The following is a 23,384-nucleotide window of genomic DNA, read 5'->3' on the forward strand; positions in this document are numbered from 1 at the left end:
CGCGGCTCAAAGACGGAACCCGCGGCATCTTCCATGCTGCGGGTTCCCCAAAGCCGGATCGGATCCATCCGCCGATACCGGAAGGAGGCGACGATGGACGGCGAACAGGTCAAGGCATGGGAAGCCCTCTGCATCGAGGAGCAGCCGCCGGCCTGTACGGCCGCCTGCCCGCTCCACGTCGATGCCCGCGCGATGGCCGAGAAGATCGCCAAGGGCGACTTCGTCGGCGCCTTCGCGGTCTATGCCCGGATCGTCCCCTTTCCCGCGATCGTCGCCCATGTCTGCGACCACCCCTGCGAGCCGGCCTGCCGCCGCGCCGAGGCCGGTGGATCGATCGGGATTTCCGCGCTCGAGCGCGCCTGCGTCGAGGAGGCCTACGCGGTCCTGACGCGCGCGCCGCAGCGTGCCCGCAAGCCGAAGAGGATCGCCGTGGTCGGCGGCGGGCTGACGGGGCTCACGGCGGCCCACGACCTCGCCATGAAGGGCCATCTCGTCACCGTGCTCGAGGCCGATGCCCGGCCGCTCGAACGGCTGCGCCATTTCGATCCCGACGTGCTGCCGCCCTCGGCGATCGAGGCCGATCTCGGCGCGCTCGCCCGGCTCGGCGTCGAGATCGTCTGTCGTGCGCGGGTGTCCGGCGGTGACGGGCCGAACGGGCTCGACCGGCTCGCCGCCGACTACGACGCGGTGCTGATCGCCCCCGGCCGCGGGCCGACGCCCGCCTTCGCGCCGACGCTGGAGATGACCGCCGACGGGCGGATGGCGATCGACTGCAACGCCTGCACCACGTCGCATCCCAAGATCTTCGCCGCCTGCCTGCGCTCCGAGACGCGGCACGCGACCGACGGCACCTTCGCCGACTATTCGCCGATCGGCTCGATCCACGACGGACGGCGGGCGGCGATGACGGTCGATCGCTTCCTGCAGGGCGCCAGCCTGACGGCGGGGCGCGGCGACAGCGGTTCGCAGGCCTCCTGCCTCCATGTCGCGGTCGAGGCGCATGCGCCGGTCGCCCCGGTGGTGCCGGCCGATCCGGTCAAGGGCTACGACCGCGCCGAGGCGATGGCGGAGGCGGCGCGCTGCTTCCCCTGCCGCTGCCAGGAATGCGTCAAGGCCTGTCCCTACCTCGCCCGTTACGGCAGCTATCCCAAGCGCTACGTCCGCGAGATCTGGAACAACGACGGCATCGTCATGGGCAACCGCAAGGCCAACCGGATGATCGACGGCTGCACGCTGTGCGGCCTCTGCGCCGAGATCTGCCCGAACGACCTGTCGATGGGCGAGGTCTGTCTCGACGCCCGCCGGTCGATGGTGCGGCGGGGCAAGATGCCGCCGTCGCATCACGACTTCGCCCTGCGCGAGCTCGCCTTCTACCGTTCGGCCGAGGCGACGCTGGTGCGTCACCAGCCCGGCCACGACACGAGCGCGGTGCTGTTCTTCCCCGGCTGCCAGCTCGCCGGCTCGCGGCCCGATCACGTGCGGCGGATCTACGATCACCTCGCGGCGCGGATCGACGGCGGCGTCGGGCTCTTCCTCGACTGCTGCGGCGCGCCGGCCCATTGGGCCGGGCGGGTCGAGCTGCACGACGAGATCCGCACCGCCTTCGATGCCGAATGGCGGCGGATGGGCAAGCCGAAGGTCGTCACGGCGTGCTCGTCTTGCCTCAAGATGTTCCGCGACTTCCATCCGGAGGTCGAGGCGGCGTCGCTGTGGACGGTGCTCGAGATGGTCGGCCTGCCCGAGGCGCCGACGCTCACGGCCCCCCTCGCCGTGGGGCCGCTCGCCATCCACGACCCCTGTACCGCGCGCCACGACCCGGCGACGCAGGAGGCGGTGCGGGCGATCGCGGCGACCCGTGGCATCGCGCTGCGCGAGCTGACGGGCGCGGAGAAGACCACCTGCTGCGGCTACGGCGGTCTCGTCACCTATGCCGACGCGGACGTCGCCGACGCCATCGTCACGGCACGGATCGCCCAGAGCCCGGACGACTTCCTCGCCTATTGCGCCATGTGCCGCGACACCTTCGCCAAGCACGGCAAGCGCACCGCCCATCTGCTCGATCTGGTCTTCGCCGACGAGGGCGATCCGGCCGGGCGGATCGATCCCGGCCTGTCGCGCCGCCGTGACGCGCGGCTGCGGTTGAAGGCCGACCTGATGCGCGATCTCTGGGGGGAAGACATGGACGTTCCATTGCCGCGGATCGCACTGACGGTGCCCGAGGACGTCCGGCGCGACATGGAGCGCAAGCTGCTGCTGGTCGAGGACGCCGAGCGCGTGATCGCCGAGGCGGAGGCCTCCGGCCGGCGGCTGAAGGACCCGGCGACGGGCCGTCTCGTCGCGGCGCACCGCAGCGGTGAAGTGACCTGCTGGGTCGCCTATGAGCCGGACGGCGACGGCTTCGTTCTGCGCCGCGCCTGGAGCCATCGCATGAGCGTGGAGGCCAAGCCGTGACCGAGACCCCGACCACCCCCATCCTCGAAGCGCCGGCGATGATCTGTCTCGCCTGCGACGTCGCCCTCGAACCCGGAAAGATCGAGGCCGCCTATCTCGGCCAGACCTTCCCGGTCGATCTGCCGCGCTGTCCGAAATGCGGCTTCGTCTACGTCAGCGAGGAACTCGCGGCGGGGCGGATGCTGAAGGTCGAGCAGGCGCTGGAGGACAAGTGATGCAGGTCGCGCCGTCCACTGCCGGTCTCTACGGCGACGGCCGCGTCTGCGGCCCGGACGGCGCACCGCTCAGGCCGGGCGGGCCGGAACTGACCGAACGCCTCCTCGATCGCGCCGCCTTCCCCGCCGGTGGGGTGGTGGTCGACGTCGGCTGCGGCCAGGGGACCGGGGTCGCGGCCCTGTCGCGCCGCGGCCTGCGCGCGATCGGCGTCGATCGGGCGGCGGCGACGCTTCGAAGGGCACGCGAACGCGAGGGCGCCGCGCGTTTCCTCCTCGCCGACGCCGTCCGCCTGCCGTTCGCGACCGGGTCGCTCGACGGCGTCCTCGCCGAATGTTCGCTCTCGACCATGCCCGACCGCCGCGCCGCCCTCGCCGAATGGGCGCGGGTGGTGGCGATCGGCGGGCATCTGGCGCTCTCCGACGTCTTCGATCGCGCCGATCCGGTACGCGGCGGGGCGGGCGCGCTCGCCGCCGTGCCGCGGGATCTCGCGGCCGACCTCGCGGCGAGCGGCTTCGCGCCGATGTGGTTCGAAGACTGTTCGCAGGTTCTGAAGAACTGGGTGGCGCGCTTCGTCTTCGCCCACGGCTCGCTCGACGCACTGTGGGGCGAGGGCTGCGGCGCGACCGTCGACGGCCGGCGGCCGACCCGGCCGGGCTATTTCATGCTGATCGCCGCGCGCGTCGCCGGCGGTCCGGAGGTTTCGTCATGAGCGATCCCGACACCACCTTCCGCATCGCCGAGATGCTGCTCTCCGGGCTCAAGTGCAGCCACGTGCTGATGAAACTGGCGCTGGAGGCGCAGAACCGCGACGATCCCGATCTCGTCCGCGCCATGTCGGGTCTGGCGCTCGGCATGGGCCAGGGCTTCAACTGCGGCGCGCTGTCGGGCGGCTGCTGCGTGCTCGGCCTCGTCGCCGGACGGGCGGGCGAGGACGAGGCCGAAGACCCGCGCTTCGCCTCGGTGCTCGACGCCTTCTCCGGCTGGTTCCACACCTCGGCGAAGCAGCGCTTCGGCGGCATCGACTGCGCCGACATCATGAAGTTCGACCAGGCGCTGAAGGCCGAGCGCTGCCCGGCGCTGATCGGCGAGGTCTGGGACAAGCTCAACGAGATCCTCGCCGAACACGGCATCGATCCGACCGAGGTCCGGAGCGAGACGCCATGACCGACGCGCCCGCCCTCGCGACCGACCGCACCCGCGTCGCCGCGGTCGTCCTCGCCGCCGGCCGCTCGACCCGGATGGGCTCGTCGAAGCCGCTGCTGCCCTTCGGCGGCCGCACGGTGATCGAGCACGTCGTGGCGACGCTGGCCGAGGCCCGGATCGGACCGATCCACGTCGTCGTCGGCCATCGCGGGGCGCAAGTCGCGGCGGTGCTCGCCGGTGGTCCGGCGGTGGTGGTCGAGAACGCCGCCTACGATCTCGGCATGTATTCGAGCCTGCGCGCCGGTATCGCCTCGCTGCCGGAAGCGATCGCCGGCACGCTGCTCATCCCCTGCGACGTGCCGGCGGTCCGGGCTTCGACCTTCGCCCGCGTCGCCGAGGCGGGGCTGGCGCGGGGCGGCATCGTCCATCCGACCTTCCGCGGCGAGCCCGGCCATCCGCCCTTCCTGCCGAAGGGACTCTTTCCCGAGATCATCGCCGGCGACGGCGAAGGGGGCCTGCGTGCGCTCCTCGCCCGGCACGAGGCGGAGGCCTCGACCGTTGTCGTCTTCGATCGCGCCTGTCTCCACGACATGGACCACCCGCCGGAACACGCCGCGCTCGCCGAGGCCCTGGCGCATCGCCACGTGCCGGAGCCCGACGAATGCGAGGCGATCCTCGAGGCCCATGCGGTCGCCGAGCCGATCCGCCGGCACTGCCGGGCGGTGGCGGCGCTGGCGGTCGATCTGGCGCGGCGGCTCAATGCCGCCGGCGTCGCGCTCGACGTCGATCTCGTCGGCGCCGGGGCGCTGTTGCACGACGTCGCCAAGGGCCACGCGCGTCACGCCGAGGTCGGGGCGGCGATCCTCGCCGATCTCGGCTTTCCGCGCGTCGCCGCGGTGATCGCACGGCACATGGCGATCGACTTCGCTCCCGGCGACCCGCTCGACGAGGCGGCGGTGGTGCATCTCGCCGACAAGTGCATCGCCGGAGAGCGTCGCGTCGGTCTCGACGAACGCTTCGCCCCGGCCGAACGACGTTTCGGCGACGATCCGGCCGCCCTCGCCGGCGCGCGTCGCCGCAGGGCCGCGGCCGAGGCCGTGTTGCGTGCGGTCGCGGCCCGCATCGACTTCGCCGACGGACCCGCGCCGCCGGCGGCGCCGCCCTTCGTCGAGGTCAGGATCGGCCGATGAGCTGCTGCGAGACCCCCGTGACGCGCACCGACACCGAGAGCGTCTGCCCGGTCTGCCTGGCGACGATCCCGGCGGAGCGACGGGTGGTCGGCGACGCGGTGCATCTGGTCAAGACCTGTCCCGAGCACGGGACCTTCTCGACGCCGGTCTGGCGCGGCGTCGCCTCCTATGCCCGATGGGGCGCCGGCGCGCGGGTGCAGGCTCGGCCGACGGTGACGGCGACGACGGTCGACCGCGGCTGTCCGCACGACTGCGGCCTCTGCCCCGATCATCGCCAGCAGAGCTGCTGCGTCCTGCTCGAAGTGACGTCGCGCTGTGATCTCGCCTGTCCGGTGTGTTTCGCCTCGGCCGGACGGCAGGGGACGGACGCCTCACTCGAGGAGATCGGTGGGTGGCTCGACGTGCTCAACGAGGGCGGCGGCCGCGTCCACATCCAGCTCTCGGGCGGCGAGCCGACGGTGCGTGACGATCTGCCGGAGATCGTCCGGCTGGTGCGCGCCCGCGGCTTCGACTTCGTCCAGCTCAACACCAACGGCGTCCGTCTGGCGATGGAGCCGGCCTATGTGGCGGCCCTCGCCGAGGCCGGGCTCGACTGCGTCTTCCTGCAGTTCGACGGGGTCGACGACGCCGTCCACAAGGCGCTGCGCGGGGCGAAGCTGGCGCGGCTGAAGGACCTGGCGATCCGCCGCTGCGGCGACGCCGGGATCGGCGTGGTGCTGGTGCCGACGGTGGTGCCCGGCATCAACGACGGCCAGATCGGCGCCATCGTCGATCATGCGATCGCGCTGATGCCGGTGGTCCGCGCCGTGCATTTCCAGCCGATTTCCTATTTCGGCCGCCGTCCCCACGAGCCTACCGCGGCCGACCGCATCACCCTGCCCGAGGTGATGGCGGCGCTGATCGCCCATTCGGGCGGCACCATCGCGCTCGACGACTTCAATCCCGGTTCGGCCGAGAACCCCTATTGCTCGTTCAGCGGCCGTTTTGCGGTCGATGCCGCGGGGCGGCTGCGCTCGACGGGGGCGAAGGCGTCGTGCTGCGGCGTCCCGGCCGAGGCCCCGAAGGACGAGGCGAGCGCCTGTTGCGGCTCGACCCGGCCGAGCGCCGACGTCGCCCGCGCCCGGCGCTACGTCGCCGGCCAGTGGACGCGGCCGGTGGGGGAATTGGACGGCGAGGGCGATGCCTTCGACCGGTTCCTGGCGGCGCAGGAGCGGATGCTCGGGCTTTCCGGCATGGCCTTCCAGGACGCCTGGACGCTCGACCTCGAGCGGCTGCGGCAATGCCACATCCACGTCGTGTCGCCGGACAAGCGCGTGATCCCCTTCTGCGCCTACAATCTGACCGACCGCGACGGCGGCGCGCTGCACCGGCCGCAGACGCGGCGGCGGGAGGCGGCGCCGTGACGACCCCGCTCGACGATCGGCTGGCGGCGCTGCACGGGCTTCCGCCCGACTTCGGCCGTGCCGACCTCGAGGCGCTGCAGTTCGCTCGGCTCGCCGAGACGATCGCCCATGCGCGCGCCCGCAGCCCGTTCTACCGCGACCGGACCGACTGGCCGGAGGGGCCGATCGACGGTCGTGCGGCGCTGGCGCGTCTGCCCTTCACCACGCCCGACGATCTCGTCCGCGCCGATCCGCCGCTCGCCGCGGTGTCGGCGGGCGAGATCGAACGGATCGTGACGCAGCCGACGTCGGGGACGACCGGGGCGCCGAAGCGGGTCGGCTTCTCGGCCGAGGACCGCGAGGCGACGCTCGACTTCTTCCATCACGGCATGACGCTCTTCACGGGTCCCGAAGACCGCGTCGCCATCGCCTTTCCCGCCGATCGGCCGGGCGGTGTCGGCGATGGGCTCGCCGCGGCGCTGCGTCGGCTGGGGGCGACGCCGCTGATCGTGCCGAGCGACGCGACGCCGGAAGAATTCGCCGATTTTCTGCGCCGCGAGCGGGCGACGATGGCGGCCGGGCCGCCGGTGCGGCTGCTTGCGGCCGCGCGGGTGTCGCGTTTCGACGGCGGCGCGCCGATCCGGCTCCGGGCGGTGCTGGTCAGTTCCGACCATACGAGCGGGGCGTTGAGGCGTGGTCTCGAACGGGCCTGGGGCGCGGCCGTCCACGACCACTGGGGCATGACCGAGACGGGTTACGGCGGGGCCGTCGAATGCGGGGCGCACGCCGGGCTCCACGTCCGCGAGGCCGATCTGCTCGTCGAGGTGATCGATCCGGCGACCGGCACGGTCTGTCCCATGGGCGAGCCGGGCGAGGTGGTCGTCACCACGCTCGGGCGGCGTGCGATGCCGCTCCTGCGTTATCGCACCGGCGACCGTGGAAGGCTGATCGACGCGCCCTGCGCCTGTGGCTCGCGCCTGCTGCGTCTCGTCGGGCTCGACGGGCGGCTCGACGGCGACGTCGCGATCGACGGGCGGCGCTTCGGCATGCCACGGCTCGACGAGATCCTGTTCGGCGTCGACGGGGTCTGCGACTTCGAGGCCCGTTTCGTCGACGGCGCGCCGCCGACGCTTGCCGTCTCCGTCGCGGCGGTCTCGGCCTGGCCCGACACGGCGATCGTCGCGGCGGTCGAGGCGGCCGTCGCGTCGGACGGACTCGTCGGTCCGCTCGTCGCCACCGGGCGGCTCCGCCTCGCGGTCGGGCGCAGCGAGGGCACGATCGTCGCGCGGCGGGGCAAGCGCCGGCTGATCCGGGAGGAGGCGCGATGCGCCGCGTTCACCTGATCCGCCACGGCGCGGTCGTCGGCGACGGCCATCGCCGCTATCTCGGGCGCACCGATCTGGCGATGAGCGAGGCCGGAATCGCGCAGATCGCGGCGCTCGCCGAAGTCTTCGCCGAGGCGCCGCCCTTCGACGTCGTGTGGTGCAGCGATCTCGATCGGGCGCGGCAGACGGCGGAGATCCTCGCCGCACCGCGGGCGATCCCGATCCGGGTCGACGCGCGGCTGCGCGAGATCGACATGGGCGACTGGGAGGGGCTCGACCGGGCGACGCTGGCCGCGACCGATCCGGAGGCCCATGCGGCGCGCGGGCGCGATCTCTTCGGCTTCCGTCCGCCGGCCGGCGAGAGCTTCGCCGACGTGCTCGCCCGCGTCCTGCCGGTCTGGGCCGAAATCGCCGGCGACGCCGGCGACGCCCGGATCGCGGTGGCGGGGCATGCCGGCGTCCATCGGCTGATCCTCTGCCGCATTCTCGGCATGGCGCCGGAGAACCTCTTCCGCCTGCCCAAGACCTACGGCCACGTCGACGTGCTGGAGCGCGGGCGCGACGGATGGGTGGCGCGGCTGCTGGATGCCGGGCCGATGGCGCTCGCCGACTGGCTGCGCGGATCGTCGCCGCAGGCCGCCTGACGGCCGGGCGTCGATCGACCCGCCGGGCCGATCGGGGAACCGTCGGCCACCCCTCCCGCATGAATTCGGATCGAAGCGGCGCCGCCTGTCGCACTGCAACGTGCCGCCCCGTCGCGGACGCTGTTGCGCGATCGTACAAACCTTTACGAATCGTTGATTTTCAATATTAGCCGAATAAACGTGCGGGTTGTCATCATAGGTTTTGCTATATCGTCTACGTTTGCGCCGCAATAAGGCATATTTGTGGTGTAACGACATGCGAGTCTGGCCGGAGAGAAAGGAACGTCACGCACGGATCGAGATCATTCCGATGATCGACGTGATGATGTTCCTTCTCGTATTCTTTGTATTGATCAGCACGAACGTGCTGCCGGCGCTCGGCCTCAAGGTCAATCCGCCGTCTTCGGCGCATCCCGACAAGGTCGTCGAGAAGGTCCGCTACACCGTCGGCATCGATCGCGAGGGTCGGATCTTCCTCGACGGGCGGCCGATGGAGCTCGCCGTACTCGCCGAGACGCTGAAGACCGCGACCGCCGAGAAGCCGGCGGCGGTGGTCATCGCCGGCGACGAGGGCGCCGCCCTGCAGACTCTGGTGAGCGTTCTCGACGCGCTGAAGTCGGCGGGTGTCGGCAGCGCGCAGATCGTCACGAGGGCGAAGTGAGTGCGTGCCGATCATGAAACCCGACCGGGACGCTCGTCTTTCGAATGCCGTCGCGATGCTGGTGATGGCCGGGGCGGTCTATGCCGCGGCCTCCTCGGCCGCGTCGCTGCCGCCTCCGCCGCCGGTGGAGACGACGATGGAACTGTCGCTGGCGCCCGCCGAGGAAGCGGCCGCGGAAACGCCGACGCCGCCGGCGGAAGAGCCGCCGCCGGAACCGCCGCCGCCGGAGCCCCCGAAACCCGAGGAGCCCCCGCCGCCGGAGCCGCCCCCGCCGCCACCGGAACCGCCGGTGCCCGATCCGCTGCCGGCGGTCGAGCCGCCGCCCCCGCCGCCGAAGCCCGAGCCGCCGAAACCCGTTCCGCCGAAGCCGGATCGGCCCAAGCCGCCGAAACCGGAGAAGCCGCGCGAGGAGAAGCCGAAGCCGGTGCGTCCCGCCGCGGAGAATCCGGCGCCGGCCGCCAGGGCCGCCGCGCCGGCGCGGCCCGCCTCGGCCGGCAACGCGGCACAGTTCCGCGCCTGCCTGCAGAGCCGGGCGCGCTACCCGACCTCGAAGGAGGCACGGCTGCAGAACCCGCACGGATCGGTCGGCGTCACCGTCTCGATCTCGGGCACGTCGATCACCGGCGTCTCGGTCACCGCGAGCTCCGGCTCGTCGATCCTCGATGCCGCGGCCCGGTCGAGCGTCCTCTCCTCCGGCTGCGGTGCGCTCGCCGGCGGTGCGAGCTCGCTCTCCGGACGCATCCAATTCTGAACCCTTCGCGCCAGACGAACCGACAGGACCGATCCCCATGACCCTTCGTCTTCTCGCCGTCGCCCTGCTCGCCACGACCGCCCTGTGCGGTGGTGCGCAGGCGCAGTCCCAGCCCTCGGCCGCCGATCAGGCGACGCAGGTCGACAAGAAGAAGCAGCGCGCCAAGCCGGCCGCGGCCGCGGCGGCTCCCGCCCCGGCCGCTCCGGCGGCGGAGGCGAAGCATCGCCGCGATGCCCGCGCCCTGCCGGGCATGACCGCGGCGCCGACCGATTTCGGCACCGTCTACGCCCAGGGCGGCGGCTCGACCGAGGGCACCTCGGCGGGTGGCTCGACCGGCAAGGATCTCGGCGGCGGCTACATGATCGAGGAAGAGGTCCCCAAGACCCGCTCGACGGTGACGCGTGACGCGATCGACAAGCTGCCGCCGACCGCCAACCCCTATCAGATGATCGACCTGCTGCCGGGCGTGAACGCGACCTCGACCGACGCGACCGGCCTCAACGGCGGCGACATCACCATCCGCGGTGCGGAATCGGGCCAGATCGGCTTCACCATCGAGGGCGCGCCGGTCAACGATTCCGGCAACTACGCGCTCTATCCGCAGGAATATGTCGACGGCGAGAACATCCAGCAGGTCTCGGTGGCGCAGGGCACGCCCGACCTCGACAGCCCGCACATCGGCTCGTCGGGCGGCGTGATCAACCTCTACATGCGCGATCCGTCGAAGGAGCGCGGCGGCTACGTCTCCTCGACCATCGGCATGCACAATCACTGGCGCAACTATCTGCGCCTCGAGAGCGGCCAGATCGAGAACTTCCGCGGCTACGTCTCCTATTCCTACAATTACCGTGATCACTGGTCGGGTGTCGGCACCGACAACCGCACCCACATCGACACCAAGATGGTGTGGGACCTCGATCCCGGCAATCACATCCGCGCTTCGGTGATCTACAACCGTGCGCTCAACAACTTCTACGCCAACCCGACGCTGGCGCAGTTCAACACCGGAACCTGGCTGCCGAACTACAACGCCAATCTGACCGGCAATGCCTCGACCGACACGAACTATTACAAGTACAAGGCCAATCCGTTCGAGAACGCGATCGTCTCGCTGCCGTCGGACTTCCGCATCACCGACAACCTGACCTACGACGTCGTGCCCTACTTCTGGTACGGCTTCGGCTCGGGCGGCGGCGTCTCGACCATGACGGAAGGCTCGTCGGTCTACTACGGCAACGTCGGCGTCAACGGCGTCGACTGGAACGGCAGCGGCACGGTCACCGCCGGCACGAAGGTCAACTACTACAATCCGTCGATCACCCGGACCTATCGTCCCGGCATCGTCAACAAGCTGACCTACGAGTGGGGCGACCACAAGATCGTCGGCGGCTACTGGTTCGAGCAGGCGTTCCATCGCCAGTCGGGCCCGTATCAGTCGCTCGACGCCTCCGGCAACGTCCGCGACTACTTCATGACGGACGGCGACGGCTACACCATCACCACCGGTCCGCTCGCCGGCCAGACGCTGATGAAGCGCCTCGCCACCACGCGCACCACGACCCACATGTTCTTCCTCGGCGATACCTGGTCGATGTTCGGCGACACGCTGAAGCTCGACTACGGCGTCAAGCAGGCCTTCGTCACCCGCGACATCACCAACGAAGCGCCCGGCACGACGCGTGATACCCGTTTCACCGACGTCGCGACGCTGCCGCAGATCGGCCTGAACTGGAAGTTCATGCCGGAGCACCAGGCCTTCGTCAGCCTGGCCACCGCCTTCCGCAGCGTGCCGAACTACGCGCTCTACGACAGCTTCTCGACCTCGAGCGGCTCCATCTCGCCGGCCGGCCGGCCCAATCCGGAGCGGGCGACGACGATCGAGTTCGGCCATCGCTATCAGGGCGAGCTCTTCGCCACGTCGCTGTCGGCCTACGGCACTCACTTCACCGATCGTCAGGTGTCGACCTACGTGCTCGACGGCTCGGGCAACTCGGTGTCGAGCTACACCAACGCCGGCACGGTCAACAAGATCGGCCTCGACGCCGAGGTCGGCACCCGCCGCTTCTTCGGCGGCCTGCGCCCCTATGCCTCGATGTCGCTGGGTCTGACGCGGATGGAAGACAATCTGCCGACCACCACGCGGATCAACAGCAGTTCGCCCTATCGCAACGACTGGTACGCCACCGCCGGCAAGCAGTTGCCCAAGTCGCCGAACGTCATCGCCGCCCTCGGCCTCGACTGGGACGACGGCACCTATCTCGCCAATGCCTCGGTCAAATACGTCGGCCCGCAGTATTCGACCTACATGAACGACGAGCGCATGCCGGGTTACGCCCGCCTCGATGCCGCGCTCGGCTATCGCTTCGGCGACGTCAACGTGGCCGACAAGGCGACGATCAAGAAGCCCGAACTGCGCCTGTCGATGACCAACCTGCTCGACCAGCGCATGCTGACCGGCATCTATTCGACCAAGACCAACGCGGCCGCGACGACCTCCGTCCTCGGCTCGACGATCTCCGGTTCGGCGCCGACCTACTACATGAGCGAGGGCTTCTCGATGATGCTCACCTTCAAGGCGGCGTTCTGATGGGCATTCACATCGACACCGCCTATTTCCACGAGATCTGCATCGCGGTTCTCTACGGTTTCGCGGCTCTGCTGACCTTCGTGCTGGTGGAGCGGATCGTCTACTACGGCATCCTGAAGTGGCGGGTGCATCGCATCCGCAAGGGGCTCGACGCCTCCGGTCGACTGACGTCGCGCGGCGAGAGCCTCGCCGGGCGCGACGTGCTCGCCCGGTCGATCGCCGACTACGTCGCCGTCCAGGACGAGCCGGAGATCACCCGGTCGCGCGTCGAGGACCTGTCCTCGGCGCTCTACCTGACGATGGACGCGCGGGTCTCCGCGCGTCTGTGGGTGCTCGACACGGTGGTCACGGCGGCGCCGCTGCTCGGCCTGCTCGGCACCATCCTCGGCATCATGGACACGTTCGACGCGCTGTCGGCCGGCGGCATCTCCGATCCGGCGGCGGTCAGCCGCGGCATCGCGGCGGCGCTGCTCGCCACCGCCATCGGCATCGGCACGGCGCTCTACGGGCTGATGGCCCACAACCTCCTCCACCGGGTGGCCGACGTCATCCTCGAGGAGTTCAAGAGCTTCCTGCTCGCCGCCACCCGCTGATCCTCGACGCGCGGCCTTTCGCGGCCGCGCGTCCGTCCTGCTTCCGCGCTCGACGAGGGCCGCCATGTCGATCCATCCCAGCCGCCGCGACTTCCTCGGCGCCGCCGCCCTTCTCGGAGCCTCGGGGCTCCATCCGGCGCTCGCCGCCACGCCGCGGCTGCGGCTGGCGATCCTGGCGACCTCCGATCTCCACATGGCGCTGACCGACTGGGACTACTACAAGGCCCGGCCGGACCCGACGACCGGGCTCTCGCGCGTCGCCACGCTGATCGCGGCGGCGCGGAAGAGCTTCGCCAACACGCTGCTGGTCGACAACGGCGATCTCCTGCAGGGCAACCCGCTGGCCGACCAGATCGCGCGCGGCGGTCTCGCGGACGGCGCGATCCATCCGGCCTATCGCGTGATGAACGCGCTTCGTTACGACGCCGCGACGCTCGGCAATCACGAGTTCAACTACGGTCTCGATTTCCTCGAGCGCTCGCTGCGCGGCTCGGCCTTCCCGCAGATCTCGGCGAACATCCGCCGCGCCGACGGTACGACCTTCCTGCCGGCGACGACCATCCTCGAACGTCGCTTCGTCGACGAGGCCGGTACGGCGCACGACCTGAAGATCGGCGTGATCGGCTTCGCGCCGCCGCAGATCATGGTCTGGGACAAGTCGAACCTCGAGGGGCGTCTCACGACCGACGACGTGATCGAGGCGGCGGAACGCCACGTGCCGGCGCTGCGCGCGGCCTGCGACGTGGTGGTTGCGCTCTGCCACGGCGGCGTCGGCGGCGGGCCGCGTCGCAAGGGCGAGGAGAACGCCGGCCTGCATCTGGCCGAGGTGCCTGGCATCGACGTGGTCGTCACCGGCCATTCCCATCGCGTGCTGCCCGGCCCCGACTTCGCGGGACAGGCGGGCGTCGACGCGGTCAAGGGAACGCTCGCCGGCAAGCCGGCGGTGATGCCGGGCTTCTGGGGCAGCCATCTCGGCGTCGTCGATCTCGGGCTCGTCCAGGACGGCGGCCGCTGGCGGATCGCCGACTTCGCCTGCGAGGCACGGCCGATCGCCCGGCGCGACGGGCAGAAGACGGTCGCTCTGGTCGAGCCCGATCCGGAGGTCGAACGCCTCGTCCGCCCGGAACACGAGGCGACCCGGGCGTATGTCGACCAGCCGGCCGGCCGTTTCGCCCGTTCGATCGACAGCTATTTCGTCTGGACGGGGCGCGATCCGGCGACGACGCTGGTCAACCGCGCCCAGACCGAATACGCCCGCCGGCTCCTCGCCGGTACCGAATACGAGAAACTGCCGCTGCTCTCGGCGATGGCGCCGTTCCGCGCCGGCTACACGCCGGATTCGTGGATCGACATCCCGGCCGGACCGGTGGCGCTGCGCCAGGTCGCCGATCTCTACGCCTATTCCAACACGCTGGTGGTGGTGAAGGTGACCGGCGCGCTGCTGCGCGAATGGCTCGAGCATGCCGCCCGCGTCTTCGCCCGCATCGTGCCGGGCGCGGCCGAGGTGCAGTCGCTCATCGAGCCGAAGATCCCGTCCTACAACTTCGACGTGATCTCAGGGCTCACCTGGACGATCGACGTCACGCGCCCGCCGCGCACCGATGCCCAGGGCCGCATCGTGACGCCCGAGGGCGGACGCATCTCCGATCTGAAACACGAGGGCCGGCCGATCGACGAGGCGTCGGAGTTCCTGGTCGTCACCAACAACTATCGCGCCGACGGCGGCGGCGGCTTCCCCGGCATGGACGGCGGCCGAGTGGTGCTGCGCGCGCCCGACGGCAACCGCGACGTCGTCCTGAAGTGGGTGATGGAGCAGCCGGAGGTGACGGTGCCCGACGAACGCCCCTGGCGTTTCGCCCCGCTCGGCAAGCCGACCACCGTCGCCTTCGACGGCGCGCCGCAGGCCCGGACCCGGCTCGCCGAGGCGCCGGAACTGCGTGAGATCGCCGCCGTCCGTGAGGGCTGGACACGCTGGGCCTTCGACCTCGCGTGAGGCGCGCAAGCCTTACCATGGGGCAGGCGTGACACTGTCATGGACAGTTCACGGGACCGTCACGCCGCCTTCGCGTTCTTCGGGGAAACCCGCATGTCTTCGACGAAAGGAGCATGTCATGGACCCCCAATCGGTCGCGGTCACGGGCGTCGACAAGAGCTTCGGCGGGGCGCGCGTCCTCGACGGGATCGACCTCTCGATCGAGCCGGGCGAGTTCGTCTCGCTGGTCGGCGAATCCGGTTGCGGCAAGTCCACGCTGCTCAGGATCATCGCCGGGCTCGAGAGTCCGGATCGCGGGCGGGTGACGATCGGCGGCACCGACGTGACGCAGGTCGATCCGAGCGATCGCAACATCGCGATGGTGTTCCAGTCCTACGCGCTCTATCCGCACATGACGGTGAAGCGGAACATCGCCACGCCGCTCAGGATGCGTCGCCTGTCGCTCGCCGGCCGCATGCCGCTTCTCGCCCCCTTCGTGCGCGGACGCGGCGCGGTGCTCGAGGCGATCGACCGGGAAGTCGCCGCCGCCGCCGCCATGCTCAAGATCGAGGACCTGCTCGATCGCCGTCCGGCGCAGCTCTCCGGCGGCCAGCGTCAGCGCGTGGCGCTGGCGCGGGCGCTGGTGCGCTCGCCCGCCGCCTTCCTGATGGACGAGCCGCTCTCCAATCTCGACGCCAAGCTGCGCACCCACATGCGCGAGGAACTGGCGGCGCTGCACCGCCGGCTCGGCGCCACCTTCGTCTATGTCACGCACGACCAGGTCGAGGCGATGACCATGTCGAACCGCATCGCGCTGATGGACGGCGGCCGCATCCTGCAGTTCGGCACCGCGGCCGATCTCTACGAGCGGCCCGCGTCCCTCGCCGTCGCCCGGTTCATCGGTTCGCCGTCGATCAACCTGCTGCCGGTCGAGATCGAGGCGGGCGGGTCGATCACCGCCTTCGGCCGGCCGTTCGGCATCCGGGCGACGGCCGATGCCGGGCCGGCGGTGCTCGGCGTTCGGCCGGAGGACGTGGTGGTCGGGGCGCCGGGCCTGCCGGCGCGGCTGGTGCGGGTCGAACGCCACGGTGCCGATTGTTTCGAGACCTACGCGCCGCTCGCCGACGACACGCTGCGCATCGTCGCCCGCCGGGCGCCGAGCGCGGTCGCCGGGGCGGACGAGGTCGTGTCGCTCGGCATCGTCGCCGAACGGGTCCATCTCTTCGACGCCGACGGGCAGCGTCGCCCGACCGCCTTCCGCGTCGAGGTGCCGGCATGAGTGTCGCGGCGACCCTTTCCGGCGCGGTCCGGACGATGGCGCGACCGATCGGCCGCGAGGCGCGGGCGCGGCGGACGGGGCTGCTCTTCGCGGCGCCGGCGGTCTTCCTGCTCGTCGCGATCTACCTCGTGCCGATGATCGTGCTCGCGGGCTTCGCGCTGACGGACTATCGGCTCGGGTCGCTCGCGACCCGCTTCGTCGGGCTCGACAACTTCGTCCGCGCCTTCTCCGATCCGGTCTTCGTGCGGGCGACCGCCAACACCGTGCTCTATGCGGCGATCGTCATCCCCGGCGGCGTCTTCCTCGGGCTCGGGGCGGCGCTCCTGGTCGAGGGGCGGCGGCGCAGCCGGTCGTTCTTCGAGACCGCCTATTTCCTGCCGGTGACGGCGACGCTCGTCGCCATGGCGACGGTGTTCCAGTTCCTGCTGCACCCGTCGATCGGGCCGATCAACGCGGCGATCGTCGCGCTCGGCTTCGAGCCGGTCGCCTTCCTGTCGACGCCGAAGCTCCTGGTGCCGACCATGGCGGTGATCGGCATCTGGCAGGTCGTCGGCTTCAACATGGTGCTGTTCCTCGCCGGCCTCTCGGGCATCCCGCGCGATCTCCACGAGGCGGCGCGGCTCGACGGCGCACGCCACCCGATCGACCGGTTCCTGACCGTCACCTGGCCGATGCTCGGACCGACGACGATGTTCGTCGTCGTCACCACCTCGATCACCGCCTTCAAGGTGTTCGAGACCGTCGCCGTGCTCACCCACGGCCGCGGCGGCACCGAGACGATGCTCTACGACCTCTATCTCGAGGGCTTCGAATATTCGAACACCGGTTATGCCGCGGCACTGACGCTGCTCTTCCTGGCGGTCGTCCTGGTGCTGTCGATCGGCCAGACCCTCCACCTCGATCGCAAGGTTCACTATCGATGAGCGGCTCGACGGGACGCTGGGTTTCACGCGCGGTGCTGGCCGCCGGGGCGGCCCTGATGCTGCTGCCGTTCTGGTGGATGCTGCTCACCGCCATGCGCTCGCCGGCGGAGATCTTCCACGGCTCGCTCCTGCCGGTGATCGACATTGCCGCGGCGCTCGACAACTTCGGCCGGGCGGCGGCGCAGGTGCCGATGGCGCGGTTCATGGCGAACGGCGTGATCGTCTGCGGCGGCATCCTCGCGGTGCAGGTGCTGACGGCGGTGCCGGCGGCCTATGCGCTCGCCAAGCTGCGCTTTCCCGGCCGCGATCTGCTCTTCGCCACGGTGGTGGCGGCCCTCGCCGTGCCGATGCAGGCGCTGGCGCTGCCGCTCTTCGTCGGCCTGTCGAAGGCGGGGCTGCTCGACACCTACTTCGCGATGATGGTGCCGTTCTTCCTGTCGGTCTTCGCCATCTTCCTCTTCCGCCAGTCGTTCCGCTCCTACCCCGACGAGATCGTCGACGCGGCGCGGCTCGACGGGTTCTCGGAGTGGGAGATCTGCTGGGGCCTCGTCCTGCGCGGCTCGCTGCCGGCGCTCGCGGCCTTCGCGGTGTTCTCGGTGGTCGCCCACTGGAACGACCTCTACTGGCCGATGATCGTCGTCTCGTCGCCCAGCCTCGCGCCGCCGCCGCTCGGCATGATGATCTTCGCCGACGTCGAGAGCGGCGCCAACTACGGCGCGCTGATGGCCGGCGCGACGATGATCACGGCGCCGATGGTCGTCGCCTTCCTTCTCGCCCGGCGGCAGTTCGTCGCCGGCATCACGATGTCCGGGGTCAAGTGACCCGGAAAGCGCCTCCCGCTCCAAACCAGACGAAACGGAGATCCCCATGTCGTTCGTGAAACGCATCGCCGCCGCCGCGCTCGCGGTCGGGCTCGCGTTGCCGGCCGCGGCCTCGGCCGAACCGGTGACCCTCAAGGTGCTCTACAACCTGCCGGGCTTCACCAAGTTCCATCAGCCGATCGCCGACGCGTTCATGGCCGCCAACCCGGACGTCAAGATCGAGTTCCTGGCGCCGGCCGCCGGCTACAACGAGGGCCAGCAGCAGGTGCTGCGCGCCGCCGTCACCGGCAATCTGCCGGACGTCTACTTCTCGGGCTACAATCTGACCGCCGAGCTCGTCCACACGCTGGCGCCGCGCGGCCAGATCTCCGATCTCGGGCCGTTCATCGCCAAGGAAGGCGGTCAGGCCTTCCTCGACGCCAACTATTCGCCGCGCATGGCGGCGCTCGGCGTGATCGACGGCAAGCAGTACGGCCTGCCGGTCAACGCCTCGTCGCCGATCATGTACGTGAACGCCGATCTCGTCCGCAAGGCGGGCGGTGATCCCGAGCACATGCCCGACACGTTCGACGGCCTGATCGCGCTCGCCAAGAAGATCCACGACGCCGATGCGAAGGTCGCCGGCATCGCCTACGACATCGCCGGCTGGCCGGACGACTGGCTGTGGCAGGCGCTGATCGTGTCGCAGGGTGGCCAGCTGGTCGATCCGGCGACCGGCAAGGCCGGCTTCGACAACGCCATCGGCCTCAAGGCGCTGCAGTTCACCCGCCGCTTCGTCACCGAGGGTGGCCAGGTGGTGCTCGACTGGGATCAGGCGCGCCAGCAGTTCGGCGCCGGCCTCACCGGCTTCCTGTTCTCGACGCCGGCCCACGTCCAGACCATCGAGGGTCTGGTCGGTACCCGCTTCAAGCTCGTCACCACGACCTTCCCGCTCGAGGACAAGGTCAAGGGCGGCGTGCCGACGGGCGGCAACTCGGCGGTGATGCTGACCCAGGACAAGGCCAAGCAGGACGCGGCCTGGAAGTACCTCAAGTGGATCACCGGTCCGGCGGCGCAGAACACCATCGTCCGCATCACCGGCTATCTGCCGACCAACAAGAACGCCACCGGCCCGGACTATCTCGGCCCCTACTACGTCGAACGTCCCAACGTGAAGACGGCGTCGCTGCAGGCCGACAAGTCGCTGCCGTGGGCGGGCTATCCGGGCGGCGATTCCGTCCGCATCTGGCGCACCCAGCGCGACATCGTCGGCAAGGTGATGCGCGGCGAGGTCTCGCCCGAGCAGGGTCTGAAGGACATGGTCGCCGAGACCAACGCCCTGATGACCAAGTGAACGAGGGATCCGGTCGACGGCGTGGGGGCATCCCCCGCGCCGTTCCGGAAGCGACCATGAAGATCATCCAGATCACCGATACCCACCTCGTCCGGCCCGGCCGGCGGGTCAACGGCGTCGATCCGGAGGCGCAGCTGCGCGCCGCGATCGCCGACATCGTCGATCGTCACGCCGACGCCGAACTCCTGGCGATCACCGGCGATCTCTGCGACGACGGCGATCCGGAAGCCTACGGGCTGCTCGACGACATCCTGGCGCCGCTGCCCTTCCCCTATCGGCTGATGCTCGGCAATCACGATCATCGCCCGGCCTTCGTCGGCGCCTTTCCGCATCACCCGCGCGACGCGGCCGGCTACGTCCAGTCGTGGCTCGACACGGCGCACGGGCGGCTGCTCTTCCTCGACACGCACGAGGCGGGGGTGATCGGTGGGATCTACGGGCCGGATCGGCTCGCCTGGCTCGACGCGGCGCTGGCGGGCGCGGGCGAGGAACCGGTGACGGTCTTCCTCCACCATCCGCCGTTCCCCGACGGGCTCGCCCATTTCCGCAACATCGGCCTGCACGACGACGGCGCGGTGATGGCGCGGCTCAGGGCTCATCGGCCCGGCGTGCGTCACGTGGTGTTCGGTCACGTCCACGTGCCGATCGCCGGCAACGACCGCCACGGCATCGCCTTCTCCTCGGGTCAGGCCTGTGCCCATCGCTTCGTCACCGACATCGACGATCTGTGCCCGGCCTGGACCGACGGTCGGCCGTGCTACCGGGTGCTGGTGATCGACGACTTCGGCTTCCGCGCCTATGCCTCGGAGGTCGGCGAGACGCCGACGGCCAAGGCGACGTTCTGCGCCGGCCCCTGAGCGGCGCTCGCGCGATCGGCCTTCCTCCGTCCGCCGTCGCGGGCCGCGATGCGTTCGAGCATCCGTTCCGCGGCGACGGCGGCGGCACGCGAGCCGTCGGCTACGCCCGACACTTCCTTCATGTCCCAGGACGACGCCGTCCAATGCCAGCGGCCGGCGTCCGGACCGCCGACGATGCGATGGACGCGGCCGTAGCCGACGCCGGCCATCGAGGCGAAGAAATCCGGCCTGCGCTCACCTTCGGACCTGCCGAAGGGGCGCCAGTTCAGCCGCGGCTTGTCGATCTGTTCTTCGCTCATCATCCCTCTGCCGTGGCTCGGGTCCGCGCGCTCGCGCTTCGAGACGAGCCTGCGACGGTCTTCGTTGCCGATTGATGACGGTCTCCCCGTCGACCGGGCCGCGCGACGCGCCCGGCGCGTCGGCGGATCGCGCGGCCGTTGCCAGCGGGGGACGGGTGCCGCATCACCAAAATGGTGATGACGCCCAATTTGTGAGTTTCACCATCAAAATTTCATGGTCATTCGCACGAAGACGAGGCGTTCGCTTCGGCGTAGTCTCGGCGCAGGTCGAAATCGTGCCGTTACGGCACGGAGACAGATCGTCGCGCCAGGGAGAGACCCATGAAGATCGTCGTCGCGCCGGACTCGTTCAAGGAGAGCCTCTCGGCCCTCGACGTGGCGCACGCGCTCCGCGACGGCTTCGCCGAGGTGTGGCCGGACGCCGACTACGCGCTGGTGCCGGTCGCCGACGGCGGCGAGGGGACCGTCGACGCGCTGGTCGCCACGACCGGCGGCAAGCGGGTGGCGACGCGGGTCGTCGGCCCTCTCGGCAACCAGATCGAGGCCTTCTGGGGCCTCTCGGGCGACGGCAAACTGGCGATCGTGGAAATGGCGGCGGCGGCAGGACTGATGCTGGTGCCGCCGGCCGAACGCAATCCGCTGGTCACCACCACCTGGGGCCTCGGCCAGCTCATCCGCGCGGCGCTCGACGCCGGCGCCCGGCGTTTCGTCGTCGGCATCGGCGGCTCGGCCACCAACGACGCCGGCGCCGGCATGATCCAGGCGCTCGGCGGGCGGCTGCTCGACGCCGAGGGCCGCGATCTGCCCCCCGGCGGCGGCGCGCTGGCGTCGCTCGAGCGGATCGATTTCTCCGGGCTCGATCCCCGGCTTTCCGAATGCACCATCGACGTCGCCTGCGACGTCGACAATCCGCTCTGCGGCCCCAAGGGCGCCTCGGCGATCTTCGGACCGCAGAAGGGCGCGACGCCCGAGATGGTCGCGACCCTCGATCGCAACCTCGCCCGCTTCGCCGCGGTGGTGAAGGCGCAGCTCGGCCTCGACGTCGCCGACCTCCCCGGATCCGGCGCCGCCGGCGGGCTCGGTGCCGGCCTGCGCGCGGTGGTCGGGGCGACGCTCCGGCCGGGCGTCGAGATCGTCATGGAGGCGGTCGGCATGGATGCGATCGTCGCCGACGCCGACCTCGTCGTCACCGGCGAGGGCCGCATCGACGGTCAGACCGTCCACGGCAAGACGCCGGTCGGCGTCGCCGCGGTGGCGCGCCGCCACGGCTGCCCGGTGATCGCCATCGCCGGCTCGGTCGGCGCCGGCGCCGAGGCGGTCCACGCCCACGGCATCGACGCCGTCTTCGGCATCCTGCCGCGCCCCTGCACCCTCGCCGAGGCACTCGCCGAGGCCGAACCCAACCTGCGCCGCACGGCGCGCAACGTCGCCGCCACCCTGGCGCTCGGCGGCTTCGGCCGAGGCGCGAAGGACTGAGCGGCCCCCACTCCATCCGCCTCCGGGCGTCGAGGATTCGATCGATGAAACGCCAGCGCAGAGCCAAGATCGTCGCCACCGTCGGACCGGCCAGTGCCGATCCGGCCATGCTGAAGCGCCTGTTCGAGGCGGGCGTCGACACGTTCCGTCTGAACTTCAGCCACGGCTCCCACGCCGATCACGCCGCGGTCTTCGCCGCGATCCGCGATCTCGAGCGCGAGACGAAGGCACCGATCGGCATTCTCCAGGACCTCCAGGGTCCGAAGATCCGCATCGGCCGGGTCGCCGGCGGCAAGGTCACGGTCGCGGCCGGCGACAGCGTCGTCTTCCGCCCCGGCACCGAGCCGGGCGGCGTCGACGCCCTGCCGCTGCCGCACCCCGAGATCTTCGCCGCGGTGCTGCCGGGTCACGAACTGCTGATCGACGACGGCCGTGTGCGGCTGCGCGTCGTCGCGGTCGCGGCCGACCGGATCGCGACCGAGGTGGTGGTCGGCGGCACGCTCTCCGACCGCAAGGGTGTCAACCTGCCGGGAACCGTGCTCGACCTGTCGCCGCTGACCGCCAAGGACCGCGCCGACCTCGCCTTCGGCCTCGAGCTCGGGGTCGACTGGGTGGCGCTCTCCTTCGTGCAGAAGGCCTCCGACGTGATCGAGGCGAAGGCGCTGATCGGCGATCGCGCCGGTCTCGTCGCCAAGATCGAGAAGCCCTCGGCGCTGGACGAGATCGACGCGATCATCGCCATGTCCGACGGCATCATGGTGGCGCGCGGTGACCTCGGCGTCGAGATCCCGCACGAGCACGTGCCGGGCCGGCAGAAGGAACTGGTGCGCGCCTGCCGCCTCGCCGGCAAGCCGGTGATCGTGGCGACGCAGATGCTCGACTCGATGATCACCTCGCCGACGCCGACCCGCGCCGAGGCCTCCGACGTGGCGACCGCGATCTACGACGGCGCCGACGCCGTCATGCTCTCGGCGGAATCGGCGGCGGGCCAGTATCCGGTCGAGGCAGTGTCGATGATGGACCGCGTCATCCGCGCGACCGAGGCCCACGGGCTCTATCCTTCGATCGTCCATGCCTCGGCGACGCACGACGAGCGCACGGCGCAACACGGCGTCGCGGCGGCGGCGGCCGATCTCGCGGTGTCGATCGATTCCGCTCTGATCGTCGCCTTCACCTCGTCGGGGGCGACCGCGGCGCGCATCGCCCGCAAGCGGCCGGCGCTGCCGATCCTGGCGCTGACGCCGTCGAGCACGGTGTCGCGGCGTCTCGCGCTGATGTGGGGCGTGCAGGGCCTGCCGTCGAACGGCGCCCACGGCTACGACGAAATGATTTCGCTGGCGACCCGCGCGGCGCTCGACGAGGGGCTGGTCGAACGCGGCCGCAACTTCGTGGCGGTCGCGGGCATTCCCTTCGGGGTGGCGGGTTCGACGAACAATCTCCGGGTCGTCGAAGTCGCCTGAACCCTGCCGGACGGTGCCGTC

21 protein-coding genes are annotated in these 23,384 nt (G+C 70.7%); 20 read left to right on the forward strand and 1 reads right to left on the reverse strand.

Annotated features, from left to right (window positions below):
* Positions 1-93 precede the first annotated feature (93 nt).
* The 18 genes from ACT541_RS17625 to ACT541_RS17710 all read left to right on the forward strand — a co-directional run bounded on the left by ACT541_RS17625 (position 94) and on the right by ACT541_RS17710 (position 20,128).
* The gene (locus ACT541_RS17625; RefSeq protein WP_476138409.1) at positions 94-2,451 is read left to right on the forward strand and encodes a pyridine nucleotide-disulfide oxidoreductase/dicluster-binding protein; all 2,358 of its coding nucleotides are present in this window, start codon (positions 94-96) and stop codon (positions 2,449-2,451) included.
* Positions 2,448-2,666, forward strand: coding sequence for a DVU_1557 family redox protein (locus tag ACT541_RS17630; protein ID WP_476138410.1), 219 nt, complete (start codon positions 2,448-2,450; stop codon positions 2,664-2,666). Before ACT541_RS17625 ends, ACT541_RS17630 begins: the two co-directional genes overlap by 4 nt.
* Entirely contained in the window at positions 2,666-3,376 is a 711-nt protein-coding gene (gene trsM / locus ACT541_RS17635; RefSeq protein ID WP_476138411.1) for a DVU_1556 family methyltransferase, read from the forward strand. Before ACT541_RS17630 ends, trsM begins: the two co-directional genes overlap by 1 nt.
* Positions 3,373-3,831: a DVU_1555 family C-GCAxxG-C-C protein gene (locus ACT541_RS17640; RefSeq protein WP_476138412.1), complete on the forward strand. Its 459-nt coding sequence runs from the start codon at positions 3,373-3,375 to the stop codon at positions 3,829-3,831. The genes trsM and ACT541_RS17640 overlap by 4 nt, the downstream gene beginning before the upstream one ends.
* Entirely contained in the window at positions 3,828-5,000 is a 1,173-nt protein-coding gene (locus ACT541_RS17645) for a DVU_1551 family NTP transferase (protein WP_476138413.1), read from the forward strand. The genes ACT541_RS17640 and ACT541_RS17645 overlap by 4 nt, the downstream gene beginning before the upstream one ends.
* 17 nt (positions 5,001-5,017) lie before the next feature.
* Entirely contained in the window at positions 5,018-6,403 is a 1,386-nt protein-coding gene (gene trsS, locus ACT541_RS17650; protein ID WP_476138414.1) for a radical SAM (seleno)protein TrsS, read from the forward strand.
* Positions 6,400-7,725, forward strand: a complete 1,326-nt coding sequence (locus ACT541_RS17655; protein WP_476138415.1) for a DVU_1553 family AMP-dependent CoA ligase — start codon at positions 6,400-6,402, stop codon at positions 7,723-7,725. The genes trsS and ACT541_RS17655 overlap by 4 nt, the downstream gene beginning before the upstream one ends.
* Complete coding sequence (locus ACT541_RS17660; protein ID WP_476138416.1) at positions 7,707-8,351, forward strand: histidine phosphatase family protein; 645 nt, start codon at positions 7,707-7,709, stop codon at positions 8,349-8,351. The genes ACT541_RS17655 and ACT541_RS17660 overlap by 19 nt, the downstream gene beginning before the upstream one ends.
* A gap of 256 nt (positions 8,352-8,607) precedes the next feature.
* Positions 8,608-9,012, forward strand: coding sequence for an ExbD/TolR family protein (locus tag ACT541_RS17665; protein WP_476138417.1), 405 nt, complete (start codon positions 8,608-8,610; stop codon positions 9,010-9,012).
* Positions 9,013-9,067: 55 nt separating this feature from the next.
* Entirely contained in the window at positions 9,068-9,763 is a 696-nt protein-coding gene (locus ACT541_RS17670; protein ID WP_476138418.1) for an energy transducer TonB, read from the forward strand.
* A 37-nt stretch (positions 9,764-9,800) separates the two neighbouring features.
* Positions 9,801-12,350, forward strand: coding sequence for a TonB-dependent receptor (locus tag ACT541_RS17675; protein ID WP_476138419.1), 2,550 nt, complete (start codon positions 9,801-9,803; stop codon positions 12,348-12,350).
* Positions 12,350-12,943, forward strand: coding sequence for a MotA/TolQ/ExbB proton channel family protein (locus ACT541_RS17680; protein WP_476138420.1), 594 nt, complete (start codon positions 12,350-12,352; stop codon positions 12,941-12,943). The genes ACT541_RS17675 and ACT541_RS17680 overlap by 1 nt, the downstream gene beginning before the upstream one ends.
* Positions 12,944-13,007: 64 nt before the next feature.
* Complete coding sequence (locus tag ACT541_RS17685) at positions 13,008-14,936, forward strand: bifunctional 2',3'-cyclic-nucleotide 2'-phosphodiesterase/3'-nucleotidase (protein WP_476138421.1); 1,929 nt, start codon at positions 13,008-13,010, stop codon at positions 14,934-14,936.
* Positions 14,937-15,054: 118 nt separating this feature from the next.
* A complete protein-coding gene (locus tag ACT541_RS17690; RefSeq protein ID WP_476138422.1) occupies positions 15,055-16,194 on the forward strand; it encodes an ABC transporter ATP-binding protein in 1,140 nt (379 codons plus the stop codon).
* Complete coding sequence (locus tag ACT541_RS17695; RefSeq protein ID WP_476138423.1) at positions 16,191-17,117, forward strand: carbohydrate ABC transporter permease; 927 nt, start codon at positions 16,191-16,193, stop codon at positions 17,115-17,117. The genes ACT541_RS17690 and ACT541_RS17695 overlap by 4 nt, the downstream gene beginning before the upstream one ends.
* Positions 17,114-17,938, forward strand: a complete 825-nt coding sequence (locus tag ACT541_RS17700) for a carbohydrate ABC transporter permease (RefSeq protein WP_476138424.1) — start codon at positions 17,114-17,116, stop codon at positions 17,936-17,938. The genes ACT541_RS17695 and ACT541_RS17700 overlap by 4 nt, the downstream gene beginning before the upstream one ends.
* A 46-nt stretch (positions 17,939-17,984) precedes the next feature.
* Positions 17,985-19,271 carry an ABC transporter substrate-binding protein gene (locus tag ACT541_RS17705; RefSeq protein ID WP_476138425.1) on the forward strand — a complete coding sequence of 429 codons (1,287 nt, stop codon included), beginning with the start codon at positions 17,985-17,987 and terminating at the stop codon, positions 19,269-19,271.
* A 56-nt stretch (positions 19,272-19,327) separates the two neighbouring features.
* Entirely contained in the window at positions 19,328-20,128 is an 801-nt protein-coding gene (locus ACT541_RS17710) for a phosphodiesterase (protein WP_476138426.1), read from the forward strand.
* Here ACT541_RS17710 and ACT541_RS17715 read toward each other — a convergent pair.
* Positions 20,068-20,427: a hypothetical protein gene (locus ACT541_RS17715; protein ID WP_476138427.1), complete on the reverse strand. Its 360-nt coding sequence runs from the start codon at positions 20,425-20,427 to the stop codon at positions 20,068-20,070. The genes ACT541_RS17710 and ACT541_RS17715 overlap by 61 nt on opposite strands.
* A 321-nt stretch (positions 20,428-20,748) precedes the next feature.
* Here ACT541_RS17715 and ACT541_RS17720 point away from each other — a divergent pair, with 321 nt between their 5' ends.
* Complete coding sequence (locus tag ACT541_RS17720) at positions 20,749-21,903, forward strand: glycerate kinase (RefSeq protein ID WP_476138428.1); 1,155 nt, start codon at positions 20,749-20,751, stop codon at positions 21,901-21,903.
* Between the two features lie 44 nt (positions 21,904-21,947).
* Positions 21,948-23,363, forward strand: coding sequence for a pyruvate kinase (gene pyk / locus ACT541_RS17725; RefSeq protein WP_476138429.1), 1,416 nt, complete (start codon positions 21,948-21,950; stop codon positions 23,361-23,363).
* Positions 23,364-23,384 lie beyond the last annotated feature (21 nt).

This window comes from Pinisolibacter sp. DMC100 (genome assembly GCF_056313705.1).

Excerpts from the sequence above, each read along its gene's own strand:
- trsM (WP_476138411.1), top strand. The coding sequence starts at position 2,666 with ATGCAGGTCGCGCCGTCCACTGCCGGTCTCTACGGCGACGGCCGCGTC.
- ACT541_RS17690 (WP_476138422.1), top strand. The coding sequence starts at position 15,055 with ATGGACCCCCAATCGGTCGCGGTCACGGGCGTCGACAAGAGCTTCGGC.
- ACT541_RS17660 (WP_476138416.1), top strand. The coding sequence starts at position 7,707 with ATGCGCCGCGTTCACCTGATCCGCCACGGCGCGGTCGTCGGCGACGGC.
- ACT541_RS17640 (WP_476138412.1), top strand. The coding sequence starts at position 3,373 with ATGAGCGATCCCGACACCACCTTCCGCATCGCCGAGATGCTGCTCTCC.
- ACT541_RS17675 (WP_476138419.1), top strand. The coding sequence starts at position 9,801 with ATGACCCTTCGTCTTCTCGCCGTCGCCCTGCTCGCCACGACCGCCCTG.
- pyk (WP_476138429.1), top strand. The coding sequence starts at position 21,948 with ATGAAACGCCAGCGCAGAGCCAAGATCGTCGCCACCGTCGGACCGGCC.
- ACT541_RS17710 (WP_476138426.1), top strand. The coding sequence starts at position 19,328 with ATGAAGATCATCCAGATCACCGATACCCACCTCGTCCGGCCCGGCCGG.
- ACT541_RS17700 (WP_476138424.1), top strand. The coding sequence starts at position 17,114 with ATGAGCGGCTCGACGGGACGCTGGGTTTCACGCGCGGTGCTGGCCGCC.
- ACT541_RS17720 (WP_476138428.1), top strand. The coding sequence starts at position 20,749 with ATGAAGATCGTCGTCGCGCCGGACTCGTTCAAGGAGAGCCTCTCGGCC.
- ACT541_RS17685 (WP_476138421.1), top strand. The coding sequence starts at position 13,008 with ATGTCGATCCATCCCAGCCGCCGCGACTTCCTCGGCGCCGCCGCCCTT.
- ACT541_RS17705 (WP_476138425.1), top strand. The coding sequence starts at position 17,985 with ATGTCGTTCGTGAAACGCATCGCCGCCGCCGCGCTCGCGGTCGGGCTC.
- ACT541_RS17625 (WP_476138409.1), top strand. The coding sequence starts at position 94 with ATGGACGGCGAACAGGTCAAGGCATGGGAAGCCCTCTGCATCGAGGAG.
- ACT541_RS17665 (WP_476138417.1), top strand. The coding sequence starts at position 8,608 with ATGCGAGTCTGGCCGGAGAGAAAGGAACGTCACGCACGGATCGAGATC.
- ACT541_RS17680 (WP_476138420.1), top strand. The coding sequence starts at position 12,350 with ATGGGCATTCACATCGACACCGCCTATTTCCACGAGATCTGCATCGCG.
- ACT541_RS17715 (WP_476138427.1), bottom strand. The coding sequence starts at position 20,427 with ATGAGCGAAGAACAGATCGACAAGCCGCGGCTGAACTGGCGCCCCTTC.
- ACT541_RS17645 (WP_476138413.1), top strand. The coding sequence starts at position 3,828 with ATGACCGACGCGCCCGCCCTCGCGACCGACCGCACCCGCGTCGCCGCG.
- ACT541_RS17695 (WP_476138423.1), top strand. The coding sequence starts at position 16,191 with ATGAGTGTCGCGGCGACCCTTTCCGGCGCGGTCCGGACGATGGCGCGA.
- ACT541_RS17670 (WP_476138418.1), top strand. The coding sequence starts at position 9,068 with ATGCTGGTGATGGCCGGGGCGGTCTATGCCGCGGCCTCCTCGGCCGCG.